We start from the raw sequence: 18,750 nt of genomic DNA, 5'->3' as shown, positions 1-18,750 counted from the left end.
GGCTCAGCGCCCGCCTTCGCCCAGCAGCGTCGAGACGATCTCCGTGACCCGCTTCGACCCGGTCGCGTAATCCACCTTGGCGGGGTGTTCGGACAGCACCACCACGATGGTGCTGCCGACCACACCCGACGTGTGCAGCATCCGCGTCGGCCGGCAGCACGACCAGCCCTGCTTCACCAGCCACTCCCGCCCCTTGGCGGCGTCCGGGATGCCGAAGTACTGCCGGAAGCCGTCGGACCCGCGCTCGGTCGCGTCGCGAAGGGCGTTCAGGATCGTCGTGGACTTGCGGTCCAGCAGGTACCGGTAGATCTTCACGACGTCCGCCGCGGTGATGCGCGTGTCGCCCCAGCGGCCGGCGTCCTCGGGCGGCCGGGTGCCGGTGAGGCCCAGCTTCCTGGCCCAGCGCGTGACGATCGCCGGCCCGCCGTAGGACGACCAGAACCGGCTCGCGAGGTCGTCGTCGCTGCGGGACAGCATCCGCTGCACATCCGCCGCGGGACCGCCCTGTTCGAGTGCGGAAAGCGCAATCAGCAGCTTCACGATCGACGCGGAGGTGTAGGCGCGGTCCGCGCGCACCGAGACGGTCGCCTTGCCGCTGTCCCGGTCGAAGACGACGGCACTGGCGGTGCCGTCGCGCATGATCTCGTCCAGCTTCCCGGCGTCCACCTCGACCGGCTCCGCTTTGACCGACGGCGTCGGCGTGGCGGACGTCGCCGGCGGCTCGGTCTTGGGTGCCGGAGCCGGCGTCGCGGACGTCGTCGTCGCGATCTCGGTGACCGCGATCGGCTGGGTTGCCGCGGCGTCGCCGTGACTCGCCGTCACCACCACCGCGCCGATCGCCCCCAGGCACAGCCCCACCAGGAAGATGCCGCTCAGCTTGCGCATGCTCCGGATTGCCGGGAAGGCCGCGCGCTGTTCGCCCGAACGGGTCAGTTTGTGGGATAGGTCTCGAAGCGGCCCCGATCCGGGAACGCACCGGGGCCCTGCGGGCAAGCGCCTTCGTTTCGCTCCCCGTGGTCGCGGGGTACTCCAGCGCGGTGACGGTCGTCACCACCCGCTGGGAAGGACTGGAGTCATGGTTCACGCGAAAGGCGCCCGCATCCGGGTACGCGGCCTGCAGCCGGCGCAGGTGCTGGCCGGACTGGCCGGGATCGCGTTCCTCGTCGTCGGCATCATCGGTTTTTCAAGGACGGGCTTCGGCAACTTCGCCGGCCACCACGAGACCGGCTTCTGGCGGTTCTCCGCCAACCCGCTCATGAGCCTGGTCCGCGTCGTGACCGGCGTGGTCGGCCTGCTGCTGGCGTTCGGCTCGGGCCGCGCGCGGACGTTCGGCTGGCTGCTGTTCATCGGCTACGGCCTGCTGTTCGTGTGGGGCCTGATGATCGACGGCCTCATCGCCACCAACCCGTTCGCCACCGCCGGCAACCCGATGGACCTCGGGCCCGCCGACACGTGGCTGCACCTCGGCGTCGCCGCGCTCGGCCTGCTGATCGCGGTGCTGCCGGCCCGCCGCACCATCCTGCTGCCCGAGGACGAGGAAGAGCCGGTCGTCGCCGAGCAGCGCACCGAGGTCATCGACCGCACCGACGGGGTCACCGAGGAACCGCGCCGCCGGTCGTTCCTGCGCCGTGACCACAAAGGGCGGGGCGTTCCCGCGTCGTGACCACAACGGGCGAGGCCCGGAGGCCGCTCGCGAAGAGCGTCCGCCGGGCCTCGCCCACCAGCACGTTCGGGGTGTTCAGTAGGTGGTGCCACCGGCACCGGAATCGTTGGACGCCGCACCGCTGCCGGCCGGAGCCTGCTGCTGCTGCTGGCCGAGGGCGGTCGCCGGGTTGCTGCCGACCTTGCAGCCGGCGGGCTCGATGACGAACCAGGTGCCGTTCACGCCCTGACCGTTCGCGTCGCCCGGCTTGGTGTCCTTCGAGAAGGTGTAGACGGGCCAGCCGCCGATGGTGACCTGCTCGCTGCCGTCCTGGCGCTTGATGCTGCCGAGCAGCTTCGAGTCGATGCCCTGCAGTTCGACCTTGCCGTTGGAGAGCACCGGCGGCCAGGTCTTGGCGCAGTCGCCGTTGCAGGCGGAGGTCTTCTTCTTGGTGTCCTTCTGGAACAGGTAGAGCGTCATCCCGTTCTGGTCGACGATCGCGTCGCCGAGGCCGTCGATCTTGCTGGCGCTGAGCTTGACGGCACCGGCTTCGGACTCACCCGCCGCGGCGGCCTGCCCGGCCTTCCCGCCGTTGGCGTTCGCCGCGTACCAGGCGCCACCGACGCCCTGGCCGGTCGCGTCGCCGGGCTTGGTGTCCTTGGCGTAGCGGTAGAGCGCCCACCCGCCGACGGTGACCTGCTCGGTCCCGTCGGTGCGGGTCACCTTCCCGACCATGCTCTTGTCGACGCCTTGAACTTGGACGTCCCCGGTGGCCAGCATCGGCGGCCAGGCCTTGGCGCAGTCACCGTCGCAGTTGGACTTCGGCGGCTTCGCGGTGTCCTTGTCGAAGCGGTAGAGGGTCATGCCGTTCTGGTCGGTGAGCACCTGCCCGACCTCGGCCACATCGGCGACGACCAGTTTGGTTTCGTTCGAAGCCGGAGCGGCGTTGCCGACCTGGCCGTTGTTGGCGCCGTTGAGGGCCTGGCCGCCCCCGGTGCCGCCGGCCGCCGCAGGAGCGACAACGGGCTGGGCAGTCTCGACACCCGAGCAAGCGGTGAGCACTGCCAGCCCGGCTGCCGCCGCGGCGACGGAGACGGCGATGCGCGTGCGAAGCATGGAAGTTCTCCTTGTGTCCGTTGGGGTTTCCCGCCGCTCGGTGCGGCTGCCTGATACCCACTACACGGACCCCCGGCGGAGGCGGTTCAAAGAATTTTCCGCTACTCCGAACGCCTCGGCTCCCGCACACCCGCGCCGCCGCCACCGAGGACACGGTCGACCAGCGCACCCGCCGCACCGGTGTACCCGGCGGGGTCGAGCAGCTCGTCCAGCGCGGCCGGCGTCAGCACGCCGGTGACGGCCGGCAGCTCGGCCAGCACGTCCCGCAGCGGCCGGTCCTCGCGCACCGCCCGCCGGGACGCCTCGCCCAGCAGCTCCTTCGCCTTCGCCTTGCCGAGCAGCGGCGCGAGCACGGCGGAGAGCCGTTCCGAGACGATCAGCCCGTGCGTCGACGCCGCGTTCGCCCGCATCCGCCCGGGCTCCGCGGTGAGCCCGCGCGCCAGCTCGGCGGCCGTGTGCGCGGCGCCGCCGGTCAGCCGGAGGCACTCGCGGACCAGCTGCCACTCGGCGTGCCAGACCCCCGCCGACCGTTCGTCCTCGGCGAGCATCGACTGCGTGACCCCCGCGGCCAGCACCGGCACCTGCAGCGCGGCCGAGCGGATCAGCGTCGCCAGCACCGGGTTGCGTTTGTGCGGCATCGCCGAGGAACCGCCCCGCCCATCGGCGGCGGGCTCGGCGACCTCGCCCAGCTCGGTCCGGCTGAGCGTCGCGACGTCGACGGCCAGCTTCCCCAGCGCCCCGGCGGTGAACGCCAGCGCGCCGGCGAGGTCGGCGACCGGCGTCCGCAGCGAGTGCCACGGCAGCGCGGCCACGGCCAGCCCGGTCTCCTCGGCGAACGCCGCGGTCAGCCGTTCGGCATAGTCGCCCCCGCCCCCGCCCCCGCCCCCGCCCCCGCCCCCGCTCGCCTCGCCGGCCAGGCTCGCGTACTCGAGGTACGCAGCCAGCGTCCCGGCCGCGCCGCCCAGCGAGACCGGCAGCCCGCCGTCGAGCACCCCACGGATGCGGACGGCCGCGTCCAGCACCAGCTGCCGCCAGCCCGCGGCCTTGAGCCCGAACGTCGTCGGCACCGCGTGCGCCGTCAGCGTCCGGCCGGCCATGGTCGTGTCCCGGTGCGCGCGGGCCAGCCCGGCCAGCGCCTCGGCCGTCGCGTCGAGGTCGGCCGCGAGCGGCCGCAACGTCCGGTCGGCGACCAGCATCATCGCGGTGTCGAAGATGTCCTGGCTGGTCGAGCCGCGGTGGACGTACTCGGCGGCACCGGGCGCGAGCTCGCCGACGGCCGACGTCAGCGCCTTCACCAGGCCGACGACCGGGTTCGCGGTCGCCCGCGCCCCGCGCGCCAGCTCGACGACGTCGATCCGCGCACTCCCGGCGGCTGCCGTGATCGCCTCCGCGGCCTCCGGCGGCACCGTCCCGAGCCGCGCCTGCGCCCGCGCGAGCGCAGCCTCGGCGTCGAGCATCGCGCGCAGCCAGGCCTCGTCTCCGGTCGACGCTTCGGCCGGCGTACCGGCCCGCACCGGGGACAGGAGTCCGGAATCGGGGTCGACGGTCATGGCGTCAGCATCGCACGCGACCGCCCTCGCCGACGGCCGCACGACCGGGTCCGCCACGCTCACCCGCCACGACCAGCGCCCCGTCCGCCGAGGACACTGCCGGTTCGCCGCCGAGCTGGTCGCAGGCCGGACGCCGTCGTCGCCATCGCGCTGCTCGCGCTGCCGCTGCCGGAGGGCGCCACCAGCGCCGAACTGCCGCGGTCACTCGGTGATCACCAGTCCGAATACGTCTCCTTTCTCTGACGCTGCGGTCGCCGCCGCACGGCAGCCGCCTGAGCGGTCATTCGCCGGTCGCGCCGTCGATCCGCTCCCGGATCAGGTCGGCGTGGCCGATGTGGCGTGCGTACTCGCCGATCATCCGCAGCATCAGCCAGCGCAGGGTGAACGGTTCGCCGGTGCTGCGGCGGATCCCGGTTCGCTCGAGTGAGCCGGCCGCGATGATCTCGCGTGCGCGCTCGCATTCCGCGCGCCACAACGAGAACGCCTCGTCGACGTCGCCGTCCAGGTCCGTGAAGTCCTGCTCCGGGTCGTCGTCGGAGTAGTAGAGGATCGGGACGTCCTCGCCCGCGAACTGCGTCCGGAACCACCAGCGTTCGCAGCCGGTGAGGTGCCGCAGCAGTCCGTGCAGGGTCAATGTGGACGGTGGTACCGAGCGTTCGGACAGCTGTGCCGGGTCCAGGCCGGCGCACTTCAGCTCGAAGGTGCGCCGGTAGTAGTCGAGGCTTTCGGTGAGCGCCTGGTGCTCGCCGGCGACCGGCGCCGGGTCGGTTCTGGGGCTGGTCAGGCGGGGCGGAGGCGCCGCCTGGAGGGTGTGTTCGGTCATGTGCGGAGCGTGCCACAGGGGTCTGACAATTTCGGGGCGATGCCGCGGTCGGTGACCGGGCAACTGGGGTGAAAGCCCAGTTCAGGCACGGTTTGGCGAACCCGGTAACGAATCCGGGGGAACGGCGATCTGATCTTCGTCACCCTGCTGCGCGCGCCCAGTTTCACCGGTCGGAGCGGCACCCCTCGGTTCGAACCAGGAGATCACGAATATGCAGCGAACCGGACGAAGAACCGCCGTGCTGGCCGCGCTGACGGCCGCGGCCCTGTGCGTAGCCCCCACCGTCGCGTCCGCGGCCACGCCGGCGAGCACGATCGACGTCGGCGCGACGACCGTGCGCGCGGGCACGACGTTCACGGTCACCGAGCACCTGACCAACCCGACGGACTTCACGGTCACGGGCGCGAAGGCGGCGCTCTACGTGAAGGAGAAGCCGATCGCCGAGGTGGTGGACCTGGTCTCCTGCACCGGGGCGATCGCGCCGTGCGCGCCGTACCTCAGCAGCTTCCGGGGCGGCGTCGGCGACCTGGGCGCGGGCGAGAGCCGGACGGTGAAGTTCACCCTGCGCGTCAAGGACGACGTCGCACCCGGCCAGTTCACGCTCCAGCACCAGTTCGCCGGCGACAACTACGCGTTCGCCGTCGAAGACGGCCCGGTCGTGACGATCGCCCCGCCGGACGAGGCCGACGTCAAGGTCGCGCTGACCGCAACCCCGCGCGCCGGCCTGGTCGCCCGCGTCGACTACGTGATCAAGGTGTCGAACACCGGCCCGGCCACCGCGACGGGCATCCGCGTGACGGCCAACGCGGGCTCGGGCCGCACGATCGTCTCGACGACGGGCTGCACCCGCTCGGGCGCAACCCTGAACTGCGCGATCGGCACCCTGGCCCCGGGCACGTCGGCCACGGCGAAGTTCACCTCGGAAGGCGGCTTCTTCGCCTGGGGCGCCTTCACGGCGACGGCACAGCGGTCGGCGAGCACACCGGCCGACCCCGAGGCGGCCAACGACAAGGCGTCGAAGAAGTGCACTGCTTACACGGGCTTGTTCGTGCAGTGCTGACGGCATGACGCGCGGGGCTCAGCCCGGGCCCCGCGCGTTCGTCCGCGTTCGTCCATAGAGGGATCAGAGCGCGAACGCCGCCGAGCGCGCGTGGCGCCGGACCGCGTCGGCGGTCTCGTCGAGGGACTGGGCGGTCGTGTCCACGACGTGGCGTTCCAGTTCGCCGAGCTCCCCGAACGCGGCGTGCATGTTCTTCAGCGGTTCCACCTCGGTGAGTTCCGCCGAGCCGCGGGCGGTCCCCCGCGCGAGGGTGACGTCGAGGCTCGGCCGGAGCACGACGTAGTAGAGGTCCAGACCGTCCCGCTTCGCGGCGTCCCGGAACGGCTCGAGCGCCCACGGACCGACAACACCGTCGAGCACGACGTCATAGTCCCCGCGGGCATAGCCACAGGCGGCCTCGGCGATCACCCCGAGCACGACGTTGTTCTGCCGGTCGGCCTCGGGCAGGTAGGGCGGCACGAGCCCGGTCCGGATCCAGGCGTAGAAGCTGTCGGTGTGCAGGTGCACGGCCGGCCGCGACGCACCTTCGGCGATCACCCGCGCAACGCTGGACTTCCCGGCGCCGGGCGGCCCGGTGAGGATCAGCAGTGAACCTGGCATGGGAGCATCATGGCCAGCCTGCCTGCGGGAAGCCAGTCTCGGCCAGCACGTGAGCGCCAGCCGGACCCGGTGTGCAAGCGCCCGACCGGTACCTGGCTAAACTGGGGGCACGGGCCGTTAGCTCAATTGGTAGAGCTGCGGACTTTTAATCCGTAGGTTCTGGGTTCGAGCCCCAGGCGGCCCACCACATCGACATCCCCGCTGACCAGCGGGGATGTTCTTGTTTGTGGATCTTGCAAGCCTTGATTGTGATCATGGGTGGGCTCCCGGTAAGCCCGTGATGGGCTCGGGGCCGCTGTGGCGGCGCTGAAGTGGTGTTGCAGCGGGGTGGGAATCGGTTTTCGGGCAGGTCGCAGCCAGGGCAGGTCTCGGCTGACCTGTCCTTCGCCGAGGCGGTGGCCGTCCTTTCGCGGGTTGCTGCGGACTACCCGGGGTGGAGTCGTTGTGGGCGGGTAGCCGCGTAGTGGGCAGTGACCAGCGGACTAAGCCGCTGCGGCGGTGGTGCCGCGTAGCCGCGCGCCGGTGACTTTCGCGGCGGCGAGGACGTGGTGGATGGTGGCTTCGGCTGCGCGGCAGGCCAGGTCGGGTAGGACGCTGACGTAGGTGTCGGCGGTCAGGACGATGCTGGAGTGCCCCAGCATGGCTTGCACGGTTTTGAGGTCGTTTCCGGCGGCGAGGGAAAGGCTGCCGGCGCCGTGCCGTAGGTCGTGCAACCGGATCGGTGGCAGGCCGGATTCGTCGTTCAGGGCGCGAAATAGGTGGGTCAGATGTTGCGGGGTGAGCAGGCCACCGGACCGGGTCGTGAAGATGAACTCTTCCGATGCGGGGTCGACGTCTCCGGCGGTGTATTCCCGGTATTGGCGGAGCAGGGCGATGGTCGCGCCGTCGAGACTGATGACGCGGTTGCTGGCTTCGCTTTTCGGTTTGCCGATTTCGAGGTGTCGGCCGTATTGGCGGATTTGGCGGGAGATGGTCAACAGGCCGTGTTCGAGGTCGATGTCGCACCATCTCAATCCGGCGGCTTCGCCGCGGCGGAGCCCGAACAGTGCGATGAGGTGAAACAGCGGGTAGAGCGGGTGGTCGCGGATGTGGTCGAGGAATGTGCGGGTTTGGCCGGCGGTCCAGACTGCGACCGGTGGTCGTTTTCCGGTGGCCTGCCATTGCGCGATCCGAGGTGTGGTCCAGACGACTGCGTGCGGGCGCCTGCCGGAGGGCACGTGGACGCGCCAGGCTGGATTGGCAGGGAGGAGGCCGTGCCGCACAGCGGAGTTCAGCGCCGCCCGCAATGTCGCGTGGACGTGCCGCAGCGTGCCCGGCCGTAGTGGTTGGCCGGACACGCCGCCGTTGCGGATGAGGTCGGCCAGCATCGCCTGGATCCGGCCCGCGGTGAGCTCTCGCACCAGGACGCCGCCCAGCGATGGGATGAGATAGGTTTCGACATTGGCGCGGTAGGAGCACAAGGTGGTACCCCTGAGGTGGACGAGGGTTGCCAGCCACAGGCGCAGCCATTGTTCCGTGGTCACCGTCGCGTCCGCTGGCCCGGGCCTACCGGTTGCGCCGAACTGGTCTCGTTCGCTGTGTGCGGCTTCCGCGGTGGCGAATCCGCCGCGCCGTAGCTGCCGTCGCCGACCGTCCGGCCAGGGTGCCACCTCGAGGCGGTAATACCAAGTCCCATGTCCTTCCTGTGCCACATCGGGACATGCCGCGCCCAATGGTCGTCCGGTTTCCCGGCTCCGGCACCCGCACCGTTTGAACACGCCCGCCAACGAATCCACGTCGACCCTTTCGAAATATCAATAGAACCCGGCTCGGCCATCCTCGTGCACAGGAACGGAGCGGGGGCCCCGGGTGGCGACGAATCGAGAGGCCGATGGCGGCCCGACGGATCATGGCCTCTGGCTTGTCGTTTATGCACGTGCTCGAGGGACCCTGGTTGAGTTCGGCGGCCGGCGTTCGACGGCGGACGAGATCGCGGAGCTGGCCGGAACGGCGGTTCAGGCCGGCGTGAAGGCGAGTGAACTGTTCGAAGCGTCCTGTTCCGCGGGCGAAGTGACACAGGGTCGTCGGAGCCGCGCCACCGCGCCTTGCGGCGTTCGCCGCCGTCTCGGAGTCGGGCGTCTCCGATCACCTCGAGATGCTGCGCGAAGCAGTGCCCAACCTTCGCTTTCACAGCCTCCATTCATCGTCTATCGTCGATTTACGATGGAAGGAGTGGCTGTGTTGGATCGGGACACTGCCCAGACCTACGCCGGTTGGTTCCGGACGCTTGCGGACCCGACGCGGGTGCAGATCCTTAACCTGCTCGCCGAGACCGGTACGCCGATGACGGTGGGGGAGATCGTTGAGCAGGTCAGCGTCGGGCAGTCGACCGTCTCCGCGCACCTGAAGGTCCTCGCCGAAACCGGGTTTGTGCTGGTCGAGCCGCGGGGGACCGCCCGGCTCTACCAGGTCAACGAAGAGTGCGTGTCCTGCTTCCCTAGCGCTGCGGACGTCGTCATGGGACGCGGGGTCCGGTCGTTCGCCGAGACGATCGACGAGGAGGCCCGATGAACCCCGACTGCGGCGCCGTCCACGACCGCTACGCCAACGCCGCCCGGCGGGCCCTGGCCGGGGAGGGAACAGGTCTACTGGCCGGCGAAGGGGATGCCGAGCGGCTGGGCGCCGTGCATTACGTCGGTGCGGAGCTTCCGGTCGAGGTGACCGCGACCAGCCTGGGTTGCGGCAACCCGCTCGCCGTCGCCGAGCTCAAGCCCGGCGAGACCGTGCTCGACCTCGGCTCCGGTGGCGGGCTGGACGTCCTGCTCTCCGCCCGCCGCGTCGGGCCGGACGGGCGGGCGATCGGCCTGGACATGACCGACGACATGCTCACCCTTGCCCGTCGGCACGCCGAGCAGGCCGGGGTGACCAACGCCGAGTTCCTCAACGGCACCATCGAACAGATCCCGCTGCCGGACGCCTCGGTCGACGTCGTCATCTCCAACTGCGTCATCGCCCTGTCGTTGGACAAGCCGGCTGTGTTCGGCGAGATCGCCCGTGTCCTGCGGCCTGGCGGCCGTCTCGGCGTCGCCGACATCCTCGCTGACGACAGCCTCACCGACGCCGAACGCGCGGCCCGTGCCGGTGCGGTCGAGTGCCTCGGCGGCGCGCTCACCGCCGACCGCTACCGGGCGCTCCTGCACGACGCGGGGCTCGTCGGCGTCGATGTCCAGGTCACTCACGAGGCTGGCGACAAGCTCCACTCCGCGATCATCCGTGCCACCAAGCCGGTCGAGGTCGTCACGATGACGGCCGAGCACGCGGACCAGGTGCTGGCGATCTACCAGGCCGGGTTGGACACCGGCCAGGCGAGCTTCGAGACCACCGCGCCCACCTGGGAGGCCTGGGACGCCGCCCACCTTCCGGAACACCGGCTGGTCGCCCTCGACCCGACCGGGCGGGTCATCGGCTGGGCCGCGGTCTCCGCAGTGTCCTCGCGGTGCGTGTACGCCGGGGTCGTCGAGCACAGCGTCTACGTGGACCCGGAGGCGCAGGGCCGCGGGGTTGGGCAGGCACTGCTGGCCGCGCTGATCGCCTCGACCGAGAACGCGGGCATCTGGACGATCCAGAGTGGCGTGTTTCCCGAGAACGCCGCCAGCCGGGAACTGCACCGCCGCGCCGGGTTTCGGGAGATCGGCGTCCGCGAACGCGTCGGCCGGCGCCACGGTGTCTGGCGGGACGTCGTCATGATCGAACGCCGCAGCTCGCGGATCGGCAGCTGAGCGGAGCCGGTGCACCCCTCGATTGCGCACCGGCTCCGCGCCGTCAGCTGCAGCAGCCCTCCGGCTTTGCCGTAGCGTCGATCTCGGCGTCCGGTGTGCAGCACGCCGCCGGAGGGACTGGTGCCGCGCTGAATGTCGCCGAATCGCCCTTCACCGTGTAGACCTCCCACGGCTCCTTGCCGGGCCCGTGCACCCACACCTTGTCCTGCACCGCGTAGCAGCACGTGGTGTCGTCCTCGGTCAGCGTCTCGAGCCCCTCGCCGGTCAGCCGCTGGGTCGCCGCGTTGACCTGGTCAGTCGATTCGACCTCGACGCCGAGGTGGTCCATCACCGTCTCCTGGCCCGGCTCGCCCTCCAGGAGCACCAGCTTCAGCGCGGGCTCCTCGATCGCGAAGTTCGCATAGCCCGGCCGAAGCTTCGCCGGCTCGGCGCCGAACAGCTTCGAGTAGAAATCGATCGACCCGGCCAGGTCCCCGACTCGCAGGGCCAGCTGTACCCGTGACATCGGATCCTCCTTGAATAGATGTTCATCTAATCAGTGAGCCTCAGCTTGCTCGCTGCTTAGGAGGCTGTCAAGATAGACGCATGTCGAAACAGCTGCCGGTCGTCGCGATGGACGCGTGCTGCTCCCCGCTCGCCCGCGAACCGCTGGACGAGGATCAGGCCGTTGAGCTGTCCAAGTTGTTCAAGGCGATGGCCGACCCCGTCCGGCTGCGGTTGCTCTCGCTGATCGCCTCCCACGCCGGGGGCGAGGCGTGCGTCTGCGACCTGACCGACGCCTTCGACCTGACCGGCCCGACCATCTCCCACCACCTGAAGGTGCTGCGCGAATCCGGGCTGATCACCGGCGACCGGCGCGGCACCTGGATCTACTACCGCGTACACCCCGAGGTGCTGGCGCGGCTGTCAGCGGTACTCACGACCACGGGCGACGCGGTCACCGCGTGACCACGACCGAGACGCCGCCACGGCTGTCCACCCTGGACAAGTTCCTGCCGGTCTGGATCGCGGCCGCGATGGTTGCCGGGCTGCTGGCCGGGCGCTGGGTGCCCGGCCTGAACACCGCGCTGTCCGCGGTGCAGATCGACGGCATCTCCTTACCGATCGCCCTCGGGCTGCTGGTGATGATGTACCCGGTGCTGGCGAAGGTCCGCTACGACCGGCTCGGCACGGTCACCCGTGATCGGCGGCTGCTGTGGCCGTCGCTGGTGCTGAACTGGCTGATCGGTCCGGCGTTGATGTTCGCGCTGGCCTGGCTGCTGCTGCCGGACCTGCCGGAGTACCGGACCGGGCTGATCATCGTCGGCCTCGCCCGCTGCATCGCCATGGTGATCATCTGGAACGACCTCGCCTGCGGCGACCGGGAGGCCGCCGCCGTGCTCGTCGCGCTGAACTCGGTGTTCCAGGTGATCGCGTTCGGGCTGCTCGGCTGGTTCTACCTCGCGGTCCTGCCGGGCTGGCTCGGTCTCCTGCAGGCCGACCTCGCCGTGTCCGGGTGGCAGATCGCCAAGAGCGTGCTGATCTTCCTCGGTGTCCCGCTGGTCGCCGGCTACCTGAGCCGTCGCTTCGGCGAACGCGCGAAGGGCCGCGATTGGTACGAGACGAGTTTCCTGCCGAAGGTCGGGCCCGTCGCGCTGTACGGGCTGCTGTTCACCATCGTGATCCTCTTCGCCTTGCAGGGCGACCAGATCACCGGCCGTCCGCTGGACGTCGCGCGCATCGCGGTTCCGCTGCTGGTCTACTTCGGACTGATGTGGGCCGGGTCCTACGCGCTCGGCAAAGCCGTGGGGCTGAGCTACGAGCGAACGACCACGCTGGCGTTCACCGCCGCGGGCAACAACTTCGAACTCGCCATCGCCGTGGCCATCGCGACCTTCGGAGCCGCGAGCGGGCAGGCGCTCGCGGGTGTCGTCGGCCCGCTGATCGAAGTTCCCGTGCTCGTCGCCCTCGTGTACGTCTCCCTCGCGCTGCGGCGCCGCTTCACCAGGAGTATCCGTGACTCGCAAACCTGAAGTCCTCTTCGTCTGCGTGCACAACGCCGGCCGCTCCCAGATGGCCGCCGCGCTGCTCGCCCACCACGCCGACGGCGCGGTCGACGTCCGCTCGGCAGGCTCCGCGCCCGCCGACAGCATCAACCCCGCCGTGCGTGAGGCGATGGCCGAGATCGGGCTCGACCTGTCCCGCGAGGTCCCGAAAAAGCTGACGACCGACGCGGTGGAAGCCGCCGACGTCGTGATCACGATGGGCTGCGGCGACGCTTGCCCGGTCTTCCCGGGCAAGCGGTACCTGGATTGGCAGCTCGAGGACCCCGCAGGCAAGGGTGTCGAGGACGTCCGGCCGATCAGGGACGAGATCGATCGGCGGGTGCGGGGACTGCTCGCCGAACTCCGTTGAGCCCGCGGTACTTACGATCTGATGCGCCACCCGAAAGCACCGTCTGGGGCGTGCTGTCTTACCTCTTCTTCCTGAACATACCGCCGTGCGGGCTCGCGTACCTGGCCATCGGAAGCCGAACGTCCGGAACTCGGTCAGCCGCCCGGGGTGTCGCGGAGGTAGGGCTTCAGCCGCTCGGCCAGTGACCTGCGCGTCGCGGTGGTCGCCGGGCCGGCCGGCGTCTGACCCATGGGACGCCCGGCCGCGGTGTCGGCGACGAACCGCGCCACCGCGGCCGGGGCGGGCACGACGTCGTCGCCGTGGTGCGCGAGGACGATCGGGGCCGCGGTGGGATCGGTTTCCACCGCGAGCGACCACCCCCGCCGTTCGTTCCACACCAGCATGACGTCGTGGTCGGGCCGGCCGGGCCCCGCCGCGGCAGGCCGAGGTAGGCGGTGGCCGTGTCGCTGACTTCGACCGTGGTGCTCTCGTGCGGGACACCGACCGCGGCCGCCACCGCCCGCACGTACTCGCCGAGAGCGCGCTCGAGGGTTCGGGTGTCGGGTTCGGCGTGTTCCATGTCCGCCACGCTAGAGGACCTCTCGGCGGCGTGTCGGACGGGTCGGCGGCCGAAGAGTCACCCGGACGGGAACCATTCCGACGGCTCGTTCGTTGTAACAAGTGGTTGCACGCTCTCTTCCGCCCAGCAGCGGCGAGGACATCTCGGCAGCCTCCACCATCCCCCGGGTTCAGACCGCCGTCAGCGGGTACCCGGAACTTGATCGCCCCAGACCCTGGCGGACAGGTACGTCACGGAAAGAGCGATCGACATGACACAAACACTGCAACGTCCACCCCAGGCCGCGGAACCGATGCTGGCGGGCGAAAAATCGGGCACCGAAACCTTCCTCGTCAAGCTGTTCGCGGTCGTGCCGCTGCTGGCGCTGGCCGCCGCGGTGCCCTTCGCGTGGGGCTGGGGCCTCGGCTGGACCGACATCAGCCTGGCCGTCGGGTTCTACTTCCTGACCGGCCTCGGGGTCACCATCGGGTTCCACCGCTACTTCACTCACGGCGCGTTCAAGGCCCACCGTGGCCTGCGGATCGCGCTCGCCGTCACCGGCAGCATGGCCATGCAGGGCCCGGTGATCGGCTGGGTCGCCGACCACCGCCGCCACCACGCCTTCGCCGACCGCGACGGCGACCCGCACTCCCCGTGGCGCTACGGCACTTCCGCCGCCGCGCTCGCCAAGGGGTTCTGGCACGCCCACATGGGCTGGCTGTTCGACCGGGAGAAGACCAACGCGCAGCGCTTCGCTCCCGACCTGCTCGCCGACCGCGACATCGCCCGGATCGACCGCTGGTTCCCCGCGCTGACCGTGGTCACCCTGCTCAGCCCCGCGCTGATCGGCGGGCTGGTGACGATGTCCTGGTGGGGCGCGCTGACCGCGTTCTTCTGGGCCAGCCTGGTCCGGGTGGCCGTGCTGCACCACGTCACCTGGTCGGTGAACTCGCTGTGCCACATGATCGGTGAGCGGCCCTACGCCGCTCGCGACAAGTCCGCGAACTTCTGGCCGCTGGCCATCGCCTCCATGGGCGAGTCCTGGCACAACTCCCACCACGCCGACCCCACCGGCGCCCGCCACGGCGTCCGCCGCGGCCAGCTCGACATGTCCGCGCGCCTGATCTGGCTGTTCGAAAAGCTCGGCTGGGCCACCGACGTCCGCTGGCCGAAGCCCGAACGACTGGCTCGCAAGCTCAACCCGGGATACTCCGCGGCACCCCGCGGGTTCGGCAAGCTGGAGCGCGGCCTGCTCACCGAGACCCCGGACCGGCAGCACGGGAGCCGGTCATGACCGCCGCACGTGACGAGGTCCGCCTGCAGCTGAAACCGGCTGCCGGCGGTGGGTGTGTCGACGGAGCGTGGTGGCCACGCTCCCGTGACGCCGGCGTCGAGTTCCCCGACGTTTTCGCGGCGGTGCGTGACCGGGTGGGCGAGGTCGAGCGGATCAGCTACCCGCTGGGCGACGGCTGGGAGATCGCCCACCGCAAGCTCGTGGTGGACGGCCGCCTCGTCCGGTTGGAAGGGTTCCACTCCATGCAGGCGGACACCCTCGCGCTCATCGGCACGCAGCAGCGGCGCCTGATTCTGCTCGTTGTGGCGCCGGACACCGCGCGCGACGCCGCCACCGCCGCCCTGCGGACGGCCGCGGACCCCGACGGCACGGCCAGTGCCGAGGACATCCTCGCCGCGCGCAGCGGGTCGCCGCGAGGATCCCGCTCCGTCCGCGGTGGCTGAGGTCGAGGTCCTGCGCGCGAGCGTGCTGGCCGCGCTGGGCGAGGACGGGACCGGCAGCGGGGTCGACGTCGTGGGCCGGGTGTGCCGGGAGTGTGTGCGCCTGCTGCCGGTGGATGGCGCGGCGGTGTCGGTGGTGGCGGGCGCCGGGCTCCGCGAGATCGTCTACGCCAGTGACGCGGTGAGCGCCGCGCTGGCGGAGCTGCAGGTTTCCCTTGGTGAAGGACCGTGTTTCGAGGCCCCGGCCGTGGGCGGGCCGGTCCTGGTGCCGGATCTGGCCGCCGGGCCGCCGCCGTCGTGGCCGGTGTTCGCTGCCGAGGCCACGGCGCAGCCGGTGGCCGCGTTGTTCACCGTCCCGCTCCAGATCGGGGCGGTGTGGGTGGCGACCCTCGACACCTACCGCTCGACGCCGGGCTCGCTCGGCGCCGCCGAACTGTCGACGGCGTTGCAGGTGGCCGACATCGCGGCGCTCGCCCTGTCGGGGCTGCGGGACGGGGGCGATCGCTGGCTCGACGGCGACGGGCGGTGGATGGCGGGCACGGCGATGCGGTTCCGGGAGGTGCACCAGGCCACCGGGATGCTGATCGCGCACCTGAACCTGCCCGCCCCGGCCGCGCTGGCCCGGCTGCGGGCCTACGCGTTCGGTCACGGACGTCCCCTGCTGGACGTCGCGGCCGACATCGTCGCCGGGCGGCTGCGATTGGACGAGGAGTTCCGGCAGGGGACACCCTGGAAGACGCCAGCACCTGCAGGCCGCCTCGCTCGTCGGCCAGCGTCAGCCCGGCCGCCGCGACGTCGAGCAGTTGCACGCACTGCTCCACCAGCGTGTGCAGCAGGTCGGCGACATCGTAGTCATCGACCAGCGTGTCCGCCAGCGCCACGAAGGCCCGGGTCACCTGTCGTTCACGGTCGGGCATGCCCACCCTCTCCTGAATCGTCGGCTGCCTTCATGCTGGCCGTCAGCGGGCAGTTGAGCATGGACGCGGCGTTCGCGGCCTTGCGCGCCTACGCCCGCCGCAACAACCTCCGGCTCGGCGACGTGGCCCGCGCTCTGGCCGACCGGAACCTCACCCCGGCGGGCGTGCTGGCCTCGTCGACGGTGCGCCACCCGCACTGAGCAATCCTTTGTGGACTGACGCACGAAAGGTGCCGAACGGTCCGCTTGTGGTGACCAACGGCCCTCACGCCCGCGGATGTGGTGCGGTCATGCTGGGAGACGGCCGAGCGGCTTCGACTCCCAGGAGTGCCCATGCGGTTCCGTGATCGCCGGGAGGCGGGCGAGCGACTGGCCCTCCGCCTGCGCCAGCTGCGCGGCGACCGCGCCGTGGTCCTCGGCCTGTCCGAGGGCGGGCTCGTGGTCGCCGCCGAGATCGCCGACGTCCTCGGGGCGCCGCTGGACATCCTGCTCACCTCCCGGATCGAGGCCGCCGGACCGCCGCCGGTGCTGCTCGGTGCCGTCGGTGAGGGCGGGCTGGTCGTCTGGGACCACGGCGCGATCCGCCGGTTCGACATCTCGGCGGACGGGCTCACCAGGCTCGCCGATGGAGCACGGCGCGGCTTGGCCCGGCAGGTCGCCGTCTACCGGCGAGACGTCGCGCCGGTGCCGATCGCCGGCCGCACGGTCGTGCTCGCCGACGACGGCGCCGCCACCGGCACGACCGCGCACACAGCCATCCGCGTCCTGCGCGCCCGCCAGGTGCGCCGGATCGTGCTGGCCGTCCCGGTCGCCCAGGCACCCGTCCTCGACCGGCTCGCCCGCGAGGTCGACCAGTTCGTCTGCCTGCGCCCGCTGCCCTGGCTGCACGCGGTCGGCAACAGCTACCGGAAGTTCCCGGCGGTCGCCGACACCGACGCGCTGGAACTGCTGCACCGCGAACCCCGCCGGCCGACCGAGGTTCCGCGCTGACGTCCACCGTGGACAAGCAAGTTCAGCCCGGCAGGAGCACGGCGATTTCGTGACCCAGGGTGGCGCCATTGGTCAGGTCGAGGTGGTCGCCGCTCCAGAAGCGGCCCGGGTCGTACCAGTTCGGTCGGCGGCCCGGTGGCAGCAGGCCCATGGCTTCGTAGGTCAGCGCGACGATCTCGGCGCAGTAGCCGGACTCGAGGCCGGTGTCCCGGGCGTTCCGTTTCCGGGACGGTAGCCGTCCGCCGAGCCAGCGGGACGCGAGGCGTGCGGTGGAGGGGAACGGTGTGCCGTCGAGCCGCGCGATCGTGCGCAGGGCGGCGTCCTCCATCTCACCGGTGATCGGGTGGTCGAGCTGGCGCAGCCAGACCCGCTGGTGGTACCGCTCGGCCCAGACGAGCACGGCTTGGCGCAGGTCGTGCAACTGGGCGCCTCGGTGGTGGGTACCCGACCACACGTCCGGCAGCGAGCGGCCCAGCTCCGCGTGCCACATCAGCGGCGGGAGGTCTTCGATCACCACGGCCATGCCGACGTGGTTGACCGGGCTGTTCGTGACGACGCGGATCGTGCGGTCGGCCGCGGACCGGCCCCGGAACAGCCACAGGTCGCCCGTGCGCGTCACGGCCACGGCTTCGTCGAGATCGAGCTCGGTCCCCGGCACGGCAGTAGCCTAGGCCCATGCGCTGGTGGAAGACACTGGGACTGGCCGGGCTTGTTGGGGTCGCCGCGACCGGGGTGGTGATCGCGCGCCAGGAGCGACGGCGGCGGGCCTACACGCCGGACGAGGTCCGGGAACGCCTGCACGCCCGCCTGGCCGCCATGCCACCGGGGCGTGAAACGGACTGAGCCTACCCGTCAACCGGGTCCACAGTGCCCTGTCCTTTTCGCACAGGACACTGCGGAGTTCCGGGGGCCGGCCGGCGGGCGAGGGCTCAGCCGGAGAGCTTCACCTGGTTGTCGACCGCGGTCACGCCGGAGGCGAACCACGCGGTCTGCTCGGCCGAACGGCGTTCGGCCGGGGTGAGGACGGCGCCGGTCAGGGTGACCTGGCCGTCGTCGACGGCGACCTCGACGTGCTGCGCGAACCCCGGCGCGTGCCGGGCCAGAGCCGCGAGGATCTGCGCTTTGGTCTCGGCCGCGGTGACCCCCGGTGCGGGCCGCAGCGTGATCAGGTTCCGCACGCCGCTGACGCCGGGGAGCGCGGCAACGGCCCGGCGGGCGGCTTCGCGCTCGTGGTGCCAGTCCACCGAGCCGCGTAGCGTGATCACCTGGTCGCGCACGTCGACCTGCACCGAGTTCTTGGGCACGAGAACCGTGCGGCGGTCGAACACGGCCATGGCTTCCCGGGCGAGATCGACGTCGGCCGGAACCGCGTGGCCGTGCCGGACGAGGATCCGGTCCACGGTCGTGGTCACGCCGTAGACGCGGGTCGCGGCGCGCAGGGCCGCTTCCTTCTCGGGGTAGGTGCCGACGTGCCCGGCGAGCGTCGCGGCACCGCCGTCGATGCTCACGGCGATTGCTTCGGCGTTGACACTGGGAGTCCAGGCGAGTTCGTCGGTGACGGCCGTCTTGAGGTGGTGGTCGGGCCGGTGCTGGATCTGTGTCATTCCTCCAGGGTGGTCCGCCCGCGCC

The 18,750-nt window shown here is 71.1% G+C and carries 21 protein-coding genes, 1 tRNA gene and 1 pseudogene; 13 read left to right on the top strand and 10 right to left on the bottom strand.

Translation table 11 applies throughout. The features are described 5' to 3' along the window. Positions 1–3: 3 nt before the first annotated feature. Positions 4–885 (bottom strand): hypothetical protein, encoded by an 882-nt coding sequence (locus tag I4Q55_RS00120; protein ID WP_206783941.1) that lies wholly within the window; start codon positions 883–885, stop codon positions 4–6. Between the two features lie 190 nt (positions 886–1,075). Between I4Q55_RS00120 and I4Q55_RS00115 the strand changes: the two genes are divergently transcribed. After that, positions 1,076–1,663, top strand: coding sequence for a DUF4383 domain-containing protein (locus I4Q55_RS00115; RefSeq protein ID WP_242545083.1), 588 nt, complete (start codon positions 1,076–1,078; stop codon positions 1,661–1,663). A gap of 75 nt (positions 1,664–1,738) precedes the next feature. On the opposite strand, the gene I4Q55_RS00110 is transcribed toward I4Q55_RS00115, so the two are convergent. The 3 genes from I4Q55_RS00110 to I4Q55_RS00100 all read right to left on the bottom strand — a co-directional run bounded on the left by I4Q55_RS00110 (position 1,739) and on the right by I4Q55_RS00100 (position 5,131). Then, on the bottom strand, positions 1,739–2,758 hold the full coding sequence (locus I4Q55_RS00110; RefSeq protein WP_206783940.1) for an SCO0930 family lipoprotein: 1,020 nt from the start codon (positions 2,756–2,758) through the stop codon (positions 1,739–1,741). 101 nt (positions 2,759–2,859) lie between these two features. Further along, the gene (locus I4Q55_RS00105) at positions 2,860–4,308 is read right to left on the bottom strand and encodes an adenylosuccinate lyase family protein (RefSeq protein WP_206783939.1); all 1,449 of its coding nucleotides are present in this window, start codon (positions 4,306–4,308) and stop codon (positions 2,860–2,862) included. Between the two features lie 280 nt (positions 4,309–4,588). Further along, positions 4,589–5,131 (bottom strand): DinB family protein, encoded by a 543-nt coding sequence (locus I4Q55_RS00100; protein WP_206783938.1) that lies wholly within the window; start codon positions 5,129–5,131, stop codon positions 4,589–4,591. A gap of 211 nt (positions 5,132–5,342) precedes the next feature. Between I4Q55_RS00100 and I4Q55_RS00095 the strand changes: the two genes are divergently transcribed. After that, positions 5,343–6,191, top strand: coding sequence for a DUF11 domain-containing protein (locus I4Q55_RS00095; protein WP_206783937.1), 849 nt, complete (start codon positions 5,343–5,345; stop codon positions 6,189–6,191). A 63-nt stretch (positions 6,192–6,254) separates the two neighbouring features. On the opposite strand, the gene I4Q55_RS00090 is transcribed toward I4Q55_RS00095, so the two are convergent. Then, positions 6,255–6,791, bottom strand: coding sequence for an AAA family ATPase (locus I4Q55_RS00090; RefSeq protein WP_206783936.1), 537 nt, complete (start codon positions 6,789–6,791; stop codon positions 6,255–6,257). A gap of 111 nt (positions 6,792–6,902) precedes the next feature. Between I4Q55_RS00090 and I4Q55_RS00085 the strand changes: the two genes are divergently transcribed. Next, positions 6,903–6,978: transfer RNA gene (locus I4Q55_RS00085), tRNA-Lys, on the top strand. Positions 6,979–7,273: 295 nt separating this feature from the next. Here the strand turns inward: I4Q55_RS00085 and I4Q55_RS00080 are convergent. Further along, on the bottom strand, positions 7,274–8,314 hold the full coding sequence (locus I4Q55_RS00080; RefSeq protein ID WP_206783935.1) for a site-specific integrase: 1,041 nt from the start codon (positions 8,312–8,314) through the stop codon (positions 7,274–7,276). 694 nt (positions 8,315–9,008) lie between these two features. On the opposite strand from I4Q55_RS00080, the gene I4Q55_RS00075 reads away from it, so the two are divergent. Both I4Q55_RS00075 and I4Q55_RS50480 read left to right on the top strand, forming a co-directional pair. Then, positions 9,009–9,341: a helix-turn-helix transcriptional regulator gene (locus tag I4Q55_RS00075; protein WP_206783934.1), complete on the top strand. Its 333-nt coding sequence runs from the start codon at positions 9,009–9,011 to the stop codon at positions 9,339–9,341. Next, positions 9,338–10,549 carry a GNAT family N-acetyltransferase gene (locus I4Q55_RS50480; protein ID WP_307793085.1) on the top strand — a complete coding sequence of 404 codons (1,212 nt, stop codon included), beginning with the start codon at positions 9,338–9,340 and terminating at the stop codon, positions 10,547–10,549. Before I4Q55_RS00075 ends, I4Q55_RS50480 begins: the two co-directional genes overlap by 4 nt. Positions 10,550–10,592: 43 nt before the next feature. Here the strand turns inward: I4Q55_RS50480 and I4Q55_RS00060 are convergent, their stop codons facing one another. After that, entirely contained in the window at positions 10,593–11,054 is a 462-nt protein-coding gene (locus I4Q55_RS00060; protein WP_206783933.1) for an ArsI/CadI family heavy metal resistance metalloenzyme, read from the bottom strand. An 80-nt stretch (positions 11,055–11,134) separates the two neighbouring features. On the opposite strand from I4Q55_RS00060, the gene I4Q55_RS00055 reads away from it, so the two are divergent. From I4Q55_RS00055 to I4Q55_RS00045, 3 genes are read left to right on the top strand one after another with little or no spacing between them, the layout of a single operon-like run. Continuing rightward, entirely contained in the window at positions 11,135–11,497 is a 363-nt protein-coding gene (locus tag I4Q55_RS00055; RefSeq protein ID WP_206783932.1) for a metalloregulator ArsR/SmtB family transcription factor, read from the top strand. Continuing rightward, positions 11,494–12,561 (top strand): ACR3 family arsenite efflux transporter, encoded by a 1,068-nt coding sequence (gene arsB, locus I4Q55_RS00050; RefSeq protein WP_206783931.1) that lies wholly within the window; start codon positions 11,494–11,496, stop codon positions 12,559–12,561. Before I4Q55_RS00055 ends, arsB begins: the two co-directional genes overlap by 4 nt. Next, positions 12,545–12,943 carry an arsenate reductase ArsC gene (locus tag I4Q55_RS00045; protein ID WP_206783930.1) on the top strand — a complete coding sequence of 133 codons (399 nt, stop codon included), beginning with the start codon at positions 12,545–12,547 and terminating at the stop codon, positions 12,941–12,943. Before arsB ends, I4Q55_RS00045 begins: the two co-directional genes overlap by 17 nt. 134 nt (positions 12,944–13,077) lie before the next feature. Here I4Q55_RS00045 and I4Q55_RS00040 read toward each other — a convergent pair. Continuing rightward, a pseudogene (locus tag I4Q55_RS00040) lies at positions 13,078–13,502 on the bottom strand (DUF6292 family protein). 250 nt (positions 13,503–13,752) lie between these two features. On the opposite strand from I4Q55_RS00040, the gene I4Q55_RS00035 reads away from it, so the two are divergent. The 4 genes from I4Q55_RS00035 to I4Q55_RS00020 all read left to right on the top strand — a co-directional run bounded on the left by I4Q55_RS00035 (position 13,753) and on the right by I4Q55_RS00020 (position 17,121). Beyond that, positions 13,753–14,775, top strand: coding sequence for an acyl-CoA desaturase (locus I4Q55_RS00035; RefSeq protein ID WP_206783929.1), 1,023 nt, complete (start codon positions 13,753–13,755; stop codon positions 14,773–14,775). Then, positions 14,772–15,218 carry a DUF5994 family protein gene (locus tag I4Q55_RS00030; RefSeq protein ID WP_206783928.1) on the top strand — a complete coding sequence of 149 codons (447 nt, stop codon included), beginning with the start codon at positions 14,772–14,774 and terminating at the stop codon, positions 15,216–15,218. The genes I4Q55_RS00035 and I4Q55_RS00030 overlap by 4 nt, the downstream gene beginning before the upstream one ends. Further along, positions 15,211–16,332: a GAF domain-containing protein gene (locus I4Q55_RS50885; RefSeq protein ID WP_374194432.1), complete on the top strand. Its 1,122-nt coding sequence runs from the start codon at positions 15,211–15,213 to the stop codon at positions 16,330–16,332. The genes I4Q55_RS00030 and I4Q55_RS50885 overlap by 8 nt, the downstream gene beginning before the upstream one ends. Before the next feature lie 132 nt (positions 16,333–16,464). Next, a complete protein-coding gene (locus I4Q55_RS00020; protein WP_206783927.1) occupies positions 16,465–17,121 on the top strand; it encodes a phosphoribosyltransferase in 657 nt (218 codons plus the stop codon). A 22-nt stretch (positions 17,122–17,143) separates the two neighbouring features. Here I4Q55_RS00020 and I4Q55_RS00015 read toward each other — a convergent pair whose 3' ends face one another. Further along, the gene (locus I4Q55_RS00015) at positions 17,144–17,779 is read right to left on the bottom strand and encodes a hypothetical protein (protein WP_206783926.1); all 636 of its coding nucleotides are present in this window, start codon (positions 17,777–17,779) and stop codon (positions 17,144–17,146) included. A gap of 17 nt (positions 17,780–17,796) precedes the next feature. Here I4Q55_RS00015 and I4Q55_RS00010 point away from each other — a divergent pair, with 17 nt between their 5' ends. Then, on the top strand, positions 17,797–17,964 hold the full coding sequence (locus I4Q55_RS00010; protein WP_206783925.1) for a hypothetical protein: 168 nt from the start codon (positions 17,797–17,799) through the stop codon (positions 17,962–17,964). 86 nt (positions 17,965–18,050) lie between these two features. Here I4Q55_RS00010 and I4Q55_RS00005 read toward each other — a convergent pair whose 3' ends face one another. Next, a complete protein-coding gene (locus I4Q55_RS00005; RefSeq protein WP_206783924.1) occupies positions 18,051–18,725 on the bottom strand; it encodes a BON domain-containing protein in 675 nt (224 codons plus the stop codon). Positions 18,726–18,750 lie beyond the last annotated feature (25 nt).

Source organism: Amycolatopsis sp. MtRt-6, assembly GCF_017308975.1.
In the GTDB taxonomy this organism is placed as follows: Bacteria; Actinomycetota; Actinomycetes; order Mycobacteriales; family Pseudonocardiaceae; genus Amycolatopsis.
This window is presented reverse-complemented; position numbering and strand designations above follow the sequence as displayed.

Bases quoted from the DNA above. Each gene is read 5' to 3' on its own strand.
- I4Q55_RS00120 (WP_206783941.1), bottom strand. From the start codon at position 885: ATGCGCAAGCTGAGCGGCATCTTCCTGGTGGGGCTGTGCCTGGGGGCG.
- I4Q55_RS00115 (WP_242545083.1), top strand. From the start codon at position 1,076: ATGGTTCACGCGAAAGGCGCCCGCATCCGGGTACGCGGCCTGCAGCCG.
- I4Q55_RS00110 (WP_206783940.1), bottom strand. From the start codon at position 2,758: ATGCTTCGCACGCGCATCGCCGTCTCCGTCGCCGCGGCGGCAGCCGGG.
- I4Q55_RS00105 (WP_206783939.1), bottom strand. From the start codon at position 4,308: ATGACCGTCGACCCCGATTCCGGACTCCTGTCCCCGGTGCGGGCCGGT.
- I4Q55_RS00100 (WP_206783938.1), bottom strand. From the start codon at position 5,131: ATGACCGAACACACCCTCCAGGCGGCGCCTCCGCCCCGCCTGACCAGC.
- I4Q55_RS00095 (WP_206783937.1), top strand. From the start codon at position 5,343: ATGCAGCGAACCGGACGAAGAACCGCCGTGCTGGCCGCGCTGACGGCC.
- I4Q55_RS00090 (WP_206783936.1), bottom strand. From the start codon at position 6,791: ATGCCAGGTTCACTGCTGATCCTCACCGGGCCGCCCGGCGCCGGGAAG.
- I4Q55_RS50480 (WP_307793085.1), top strand. From the start codon at position 9,338: ATGAACCCCGACTGCGGCGCCGTCCACGACCGCTACGCCAACGCCGCC.
- I4Q55_RS00060 (WP_206783933.1), bottom strand. From the start codon at position 11,054: ATGTCACGGGTACAGCTGGCCCTGCGAGTCGGGGACCTGGCCGGGTCG.
- I4Q55_RS00055 (WP_206783932.1), top strand. From the start codon at position 11,135: ATGTCGAAACAGCTGCCGGTCGTCGCGATGGACGCGTGCTGCTCCCCG.
- I4Q55_RS00035 (WP_206783929.1), top strand. From the start codon at position 13,753: ATGACACAAACACTGCAACGTCCACCCCAGGCCGCGGAACCGATGCTG.
- I4Q55_RS00030 (WP_206783928.1), top strand. From the start codon at position 14,772: ATGACCGCCGCACGTGACGAGGTCCGCCTGCAGCTGAAACCGGCTGCC.
- I4Q55_RS00020 (WP_206783927.1), top strand. From the start codon at position 16,465: ATGCGGTTCCGTGATCGCCGGGAGGCGGGCGAGCGACTGGCCCTCCGC.
- I4Q55_RS00010 (WP_206783925.1), top strand. From the start codon at position 17,797: ATGCGCTGGTGGAAGACACTGGGACTGGCCGGGCTTGTTGGGGTCGCC.
- I4Q55_RS00005 (WP_206783924.1), bottom strand. From the start codon at position 18,725: ATGACACAGATCCAGCACCGGCCCGACCACCACCTCAAGACGGCCGTC.